The sequence below is a fragment of the uncultured Neisseria sp. genome, assembly GCF_951230505.1.
Taxonomy (GTDB): domain Bacteria; phylum Pseudomonadota; class Gammaproteobacteria; order Burkholderiales; family Neisseriaceae; genus Neisseria.
Window position 1 is genome coordinate 1 of the sequence record NZ_CATNVN010000113.1, and the last position, 6039, is coordinate 6039.

7 protein-coding genes are annotated in these 6039 nt (G+C 49.6%); 5 read left to right on the top strand and 2 right to left on the bottom strand.

What is annotated here, in order from left to right; genetic code table 11:
• The first annotated feature begins 65 nt into the window (after positions 1-65).
• Entirely contained in the window at positions 66-533 is a 468-nt protein-coding gene (locus Q1M25_RS07435) for a YchJ family protein (protein WP_300483484.1), read from the top strand.
• 264 nt (positions 534-797) lie between these two features.
• Here the strand turns inward: Q1M25_RS07435 and Q1M25_RS07440 are convergent, their stop codons facing one another.
• Positions 798-1586 (bottom strand): inositol monophosphatase family protein, encoded by a 789-nt coding sequence (locus tag Q1M25_RS07440; RefSeq protein WP_300483486.1) that lies wholly within the window; start codon positions 1584-1586, stop codon positions 798-800.
• 166 nt (positions 1587-1752) lie between these two features.
• Here Q1M25_RS07440 and Q1M25_RS07445 point away from each other — a divergent pair, with 166 nt between their 5' ends.
• The 4 genes from Q1M25_RS07445 (at position 1753) to Q1M25_RS07460 (ending at position 4574) form a co-directional block, all read left to right on the top strand.
• Positions 1753-2478 (top strand): 16S rRNA (uracil(1498)-N(3))-methyltransferase, encoded by a 726-nt coding sequence (locus tag Q1M25_RS07445; protein WP_300483488.1) that lies wholly within the window; start codon positions 1753-1755, stop codon positions 2476-2478.
• An 82-nt stretch (positions 2479-2560) separates the two neighbouring features.
• Entirely contained in the window at positions 2561-2851 is a 291-nt protein-coding gene (locus Q1M25_RS07450) for an acyl carrier protein (RefSeq protein WP_070606132.1), read from the top strand.
• A complete protein-coding gene (locus Q1M25_RS07455; protein ID WP_300483496.1) occupies positions 2848-3903 on the top strand; it encodes a beta-ketoacyl synthase N-terminal-like domain-containing protein in 1056 nt (351 codons plus the stop codon). Before Q1M25_RS07450 ends, Q1M25_RS07455 begins: the two co-directional genes overlap by 4 nt.
• A complete protein-coding gene (locus Q1M25_RS07460) occupies positions 3885-4574 on the top strand; it encodes a hypothetical protein (protein ID WP_300483491.1) in 690 nt (229 codons plus the stop codon). The genes Q1M25_RS07455 and Q1M25_RS07460 overlap by 19 nt, the downstream gene beginning before the upstream one ends.
• A gap of 107 nt (positions 4575-4681) precedes the next feature.
• On the opposite strand, the gene Q1M25_RS07465 is transcribed toward Q1M25_RS07460, so the two are convergent.
• On the bottom strand, positions 4682-6039 hold a 1358-nt coding region (locus Q1M25_RS07465; protein ID WP_300483494.1), incomplete at its 5' end, for a hypothetical protein.

Sequence of the window (6039 nt, forward strand, 5' to 3'; positions counted from 1 at the left end):
TTTTCAGACGGCCTGAGTCGGGTTTGCGTTATAATTTTGAAATGGATTTATTCGGGTAATTAGGAATGACGGCTACACTTTGCCCCTGTCAGTCGGGGCGTGTTTATACGGAATGTTGCGCACCGTTTCATGTGCGTGAGGCGGCGGCCTCGACGGCGGAAGAGTTGATGCTTTCGCGTTACAGTGCGTATGTTTTGCAGGAAATCGACTATATCGTGGACACGACTGTCCCTGCGCAGCAGAATTTGTTGGACAAGCAGGATTTGGAGTCGTGGAGTAAGCAGACGCAGTGGTCGGGATTGAAGGTTATCCGTCATGTGCCGTTTGGCAAGCTGCATGCTTTGGTCGAGTTTGAGGCGTATTTTGAAGAGAACGGGCAAACCGAGTGCCATCATGAATTGTCGGCGTTCGTGAAAATAGACGGGTGTTGGTACTTTATTGATCCGACCGTTGCGTTGCCGACGATGAAACAGCCTTGTTTGTGCGGTTCGGGCAAAAAGTTTAAGGCGTGTTGCGGACAGTTTTTCAAATAGTAATGTAAACAGGCCGTCTGAACGTTCAGACGGCCTGAGCTGTTTTTGCAGATAAAAAAAACCATTCATACTAAGGGAGAAGTATGAATGGCCAATACATTGCGGGAAAACGTCTTACTTGCTGCACCGCCCAAAAGGGATGAAAGAGCGGTGTTGTGTCAGCGATTAATATTCTACCGTTTTTAGTATTAAATGCTGTTAAGAAGTGAAATAATTTCAATAAATTGCAAGATAATCGTGATTTTTTGAAGATAAACGGTATTTTTACTGATTTTCTCGAATCCATTTCACCCATTGCTGAAACAGCTCGGGTTGCAATGCGGCGATGACGGAACGCTTAAATACATGTTCGCCGCTCCAAAAATCGTCGCCTTCCAAAGTGGTCAGACAGCCGCCGGCTTCTTCAAAAATCAATGCGCCGGCAGCGTAGTCCCACAGCTTTTGTCCGCCGTGGATGTAAATATCGTAGCGGCCGCTGGCAAGGTAGCACCAATCGAGCGTGCTGCTGCCCATGCTGCGGATTGTGCCGAATGGGGCAAGGGTATTCATGCGGCTGGCGAGTTTGCCCGAACGCAGGTATTTGATTTCCACGCCGGCAATGGATTCGTTGAGTTTTTTGTTTTCGGAACGCAGCGGCAGTGGCGTGCCGTTGAGGAATGCGCCTTTGCCACGTTCGGCATAGAAACATTCGCCGCTGACCGGATTGTAAATCACGCCCAATTCAGAGTGGCCGTTTTTAACCAGTGCGACGGATACGGCAAAATGCGGCAAACCGTTGACGAAGTTGTTTGTGCCGTCGATAGGGTCGACAATCCACAGGCCGTCTGAATATTCGTTCCACAAACGGGTTTGCTCCTGAACGCTCATCTCCTCGCCCAACATCGGACAATCCTCCAATAAGGGCAGGGCGGCGGCAAAAGCGGTTTGTGCGGCCAAATCTGCTTCACTCAAAACCGAGCCGTCTTTCTTGCGTCGTGACGGCGTGTTCAGAAAACGCGGCATGACTTCGGTTTGGGCGATGTGGCGGACGACTTTCTGTAAACGGTATAGCACGGCGTATCCTTGTTTTTTGCAGTTTTGCGTGACAGTGGATTAAAATTCGGGAAGTTTTCAAATTATAGTGGATGAAATCGGAATCAGGCAGGAGCATGTCGCCGTGTTTCAACTTCATTCATGAAATTTTAAATTTAAATTATATACATGAATAAAGCAGGAAACCATGCCCCGATTTTATGTTGATTTTGCCTTAAGCCCCGACAGCGTGGTCGAATTACCCGATAATGTGGTGCGCCATCTGAATGTATTGCGAGTGAAAAACACGGAAGAAATCGTATTGTTTAACGGCAATGGCAAGTCATATCCGGCTTTTCCCGAAGTTTTGGAAAAACGCCGCGCCAGCGTACGGATTCTGCGTGAAGAGGCAACGGACAACGAATCGCCGCTGAACATTACATTGGTACAGGCGGTATCCGCAGCCGAGCGCATGGATTTCACTTTGCAGAAAAGCGTGGAATTGGGCGTGGCAGAAATTCGTCCGGCCATCAGCGAACGCTGTGTCGTCCGCTTGAGCGGCGAACGCGCTGAAAAGCGGGTGGCGCGTTGGCAGGAAATCGTCGTTTCGGCGTGTGAACAAAGCGGCCGCAATATTGTGCCGAAGGTTTTGCCACTGACGACTTATGCACAGGCTCTGCAGCAGTTGCCGCAGGAAACGACTAAACTGTTAATGAGCTTGAACCGCGCACAAAAACTGAGCGATATTCAGCCGCAGTCCGGTAAGGTCGTGTTTATGGTTGGCCCGGAAGGTGGCTGGACGGAGAAGGAAGAGCAACAGGCGTTTGATGCCGGTTTTCAATCCGTTACGTTTGGCAAACGGGTGTTACGTACCGAAACCGCCTCACTTGCGGCCATTGCCGCCATGCAGACGCTTTGGGGCGATTTTGCATAAAGTTCAGGCCGTCTGAAAACGAGCATAGCGAGTTTCGCTAAAACGAGCTGTTGCTTCATGATATAAAAATGGGAGTTTAAAAATGTCTTACACCTTTACACTGGCCGAGCACGAGCTGGAAACGGAATTGAAAAAGTTAATCGTGCAAGAAGCCGATAAGGCCGACGATGTGGATATGGATGATTTCACCGACGATGCGCTTTTGTTTGGCGATGACAGTCCGGTCGGTTTGGATTCGCTTGATGCGCTGCAAATCAGCGTTGCCTTGCAACAGTATTTCCAAGTACGCCTACAGGGCGACCGTATGGTGCGCAAACATATGATGTGCGTACGCGATTTGGCGGCGTTTATCCGTGCGGAGCATGGCGCGTGAGTTGGGTTTGCGGTACAGCGGCCACTTCTGCCTTGAATCCGCAAACGGATTTCAGACGGCCTGATGCGGTGTCTTATACGTTTTTAAACCAGCCGCAGCAGGTTGCTTATTTTCGTGCATTCGCCGGCGACAGTTTGGGGCGGAAGGAATTTGCGGATATTGCCGAACAACATTTGCGCCGAGCCGCCGAAAATGCAGGCTGGCCGTCTGAAAGCTGGCACGATGCGCCGGTGTTTATCGGTTCCAGTTCCTATTCCATCTCCGAATATGAAAACCGCCATTTTGCGGGTAATAGGGCGGTAGAGGAACACAATCTGCTTTATCTTGCCGAAGATTTGCGCCGGCGTAGCGGCAATCGGCAGATTTTCAGTTTCGCTACTGCCTGTACTTCATCTGCCCATGCGCTGATTCAGGCGGATAATTGTTTGCGCGGCGGGGCGGAGCGAGCCTTTGTGTTTGGTATTGAAAACCTCAACCAACTGACTTTGCTGCATTTTCACAGCTTGGGTTTGCTGACCGAACAGTATCAGCCTTTTGGCGGAAACGGTTTGATTTTAGGCGAAGGTGTTGCCGCGCTTGCCTTATCTTCCGCTGCTCCTGAATCTTCAGGCCGTCTGAAACTTATCGGACACGCCGCCAATACAGGCAATGACCTGATTCAAAGCGATGGCCAAGCGCAAGAGCAGGTGATGCGCCGTGCGTTAGATATTGCAGGTATCGCTCCTGAAAGCATTGCAGCTGTTAAAACACACGGCATCGGCACGGCTGACAGCGATGTCGCCGAATTGGCTGCACTGGAAAATATATTCGGTACACTGCCCCCTTTGATGGCGTTCAAGCCGCAAATCGGACACACGCTTGGCGCAACGGCAGCCCTTGAAACGGTCCTGCTTTTATCCGCTTTAAAACAAGGTGAAAGCAACGATTATCAGGGGCGGAAAATTCGTTTTTCCGAGTGCGCGACTTCACAAAAAGGCGGCTTTTTCTGTTTGGCCAATCAGTTTGGTTTTGGTGGCAGCAACACATCTTTGGTATGGCAATGGCAACCGTAAATCCTAATATCCGTATTACCGCCGCCGTGCGTTTTGATACTGACGCCGGCACCGGCGGTAAAATCCTCAAACAAACCTTAAAGCAGCAAAGCGGTATAGATACCCGCCGCCTCAGCCGCTTGAGCCTGATTGCCGCGCTTGGTGCAGGGCAACTGAAAGAGCAGTGCGAAATTCGTTCTGATTGCGCTGTTTTTCTCGGTACACCGTTTTCTTCGCCATCCGTATTTGAAAAAATGGCAGACAATGTGCTGAACCATCACGCCGCGATGCCGTTTGACTTTATCGCCAATCTGCACAACTCCCCCGTTTTTCATGCCGCGCAAGCGTTAGGTACGCATGGTGCAACTTTGGTCGTGGCTGCCGACAACGATGTAGATACGTACTTTCATCCATTATCTCAGGCGATGCAGTCTTTGCAAAATGGCGGACAAGCTGCGGTTGGCTGGGCATATGAACATCAAGCAGCTCATGCCGATACTCATGAAGGCAGTATTTGGATTGTGCTTGAAGCCGGTGCAGAGCAGGGGGTTCCCGTTGTGTTGAATGATGAAGGTACTCAGACTGATAGGCCGTCTGAAAAGTCGCAATATTATTGGCAAAATATCGCCGATTGGATAGAAGCAGTAATGGCGCACGAGGGTAGGGATGTGAAGAAATATACTTTGGCGTGATGGGGAAAATGATTTTAGAGAATGAGTTTGTTGAAGTAAATAGGTTGTAAGCCATTAAAAAGGCCGTCTGAAAATATTTTCAGACGGCCTTTTGTATCAAAAACCAATCAACGAGACATTTCGCCTTGAATAGCGCGGATATTCGCTTTACGGGCGTTGATGGTACGGGTCAGCTGTTGGATCTTAATTTGATCGCCTTTTTGTTTGGCCGCATTCAGCTGGGTTTGAAGGCGGGTAATAGCAGCCTGTTCATTGCGCACTTCGGTCTGCAATATCTGTTTGCGGGTTTCTTTAGGGCTTGGCTTAGGAGCCGGCGTAACCACAGGTACTGTACGGATAACAGGGGCTTTGTATTTGCTGTATGAAGAACTGCGTGATTTGTTCTGACGGTTGCGCAGGGTAATATTGAGGCGCGGATTGGCAGCTTCGGCTGTGTTGGTCACGCTGGTAATCGGTACATTTGGCAGAATTTTGATATCACTGTCATTATTTTCTTTATCCAGCAAAATGTCGGCTGCCGGTTTGTATGCTTGAGGGAAAGGTGTTGGGACAGTGGTTTTGCCATGCTCTACCGGAGTGGCAGTTGCCGGCGTGCTTGGTTCGACCGAAGCGGTGGCAATAGTTTTGGCTGCTTGTTCTTCGGATGTGCGGACAACGGCTGTTTTGGTACGGTTGACCTTGGCTTTGCGTCGAGAGGAGGTTTTGGCATAAGTTTTGCCTTTGCGCTTAGTCTCGACTTTGGCAGGTGTTTTATCGAGCGCTTCATCCTGAGCTGTTACCGCTTGGCTATTTTGGGTAGTTGAAGTTTGCGGCTGAGCTGTCGAGTTCTGAATAATCTCTTGTGGAATTTGGATTGCAGGCACAACAGGTTGAACAGCTGGTGTTTCATTAATAATAGCAATGCCGTCTGAAACTGTTTTCTCGGTAGAAGCAGTAGGTTGGGCTTGTGCGGCAAGCATGACAGGAACAACACTGTTTTCTGTTTGGGTTGCACTAGACTGAGTTTGTACGACAGGAGTTGTATTGCGGACAGTAGTGTCGGCAACATAGTCTTCAGCTTTTATTGTGGGCGGCGCTTCCAGAGTAGGCGTATTGTTGGAAACAATTACGCTGTCTGCAATGGCTTTGTCGGCCGCAACGGTAGGTTGGGTTTGCGCGGCAAGCATTGGAGGAACAATAGTGTTGTCCGCTTGAACGGCAGTCGTCTGCGTTTGTACGACAGGAGTTGTGTTGTGGACAGCAGTATCGACAACATAGTTTTCAGGTTTTGCAACGGCTGGTGTTTCTAAAACAGGCGTATTGTTGGGAACGATTACGCTGTCTGCAATGGTTTTATTCGCAGGCACAGCTTGTCGAGTTTGTGCCATCGGAATGGAAATAGGTGCCGGAATACCGTATTCATTTCGAGCAACAACGACTGGGGTTTGTACTGCAGGCATTGCATGAGAAGCATGAACGTAGTCAG

Coding starts and splice junctions, on each gene's coding strand:
- Q1M25_RS07435 (WP_300483484.1), top strand. CDS start 66: ATGACGGCTACACTTTGCCCCTGTCAGTCGGGGCGTGTTTATACGGAA.
- Q1M25_RS07445 (WP_300483488.1), top strand. CDS start 1,753: ATGCCCCGATTTTATGTTGATTTTGCCTTAAGCCCCGACAGCGTGGTC.
- Q1M25_RS07450 (WP_070606132.1), top strand. CDS start 2,561: ATGTCTTACACCTTTACACTGGCCGAGCACGAGCTGGAAACGGAATTG.
- Q1M25_RS07460 (WP_300483491.1), top strand. CDS start 3,885: ATGGCAATGGCAACCGTAAATCCTAATATCCGTATTACCGCCGCCGTG.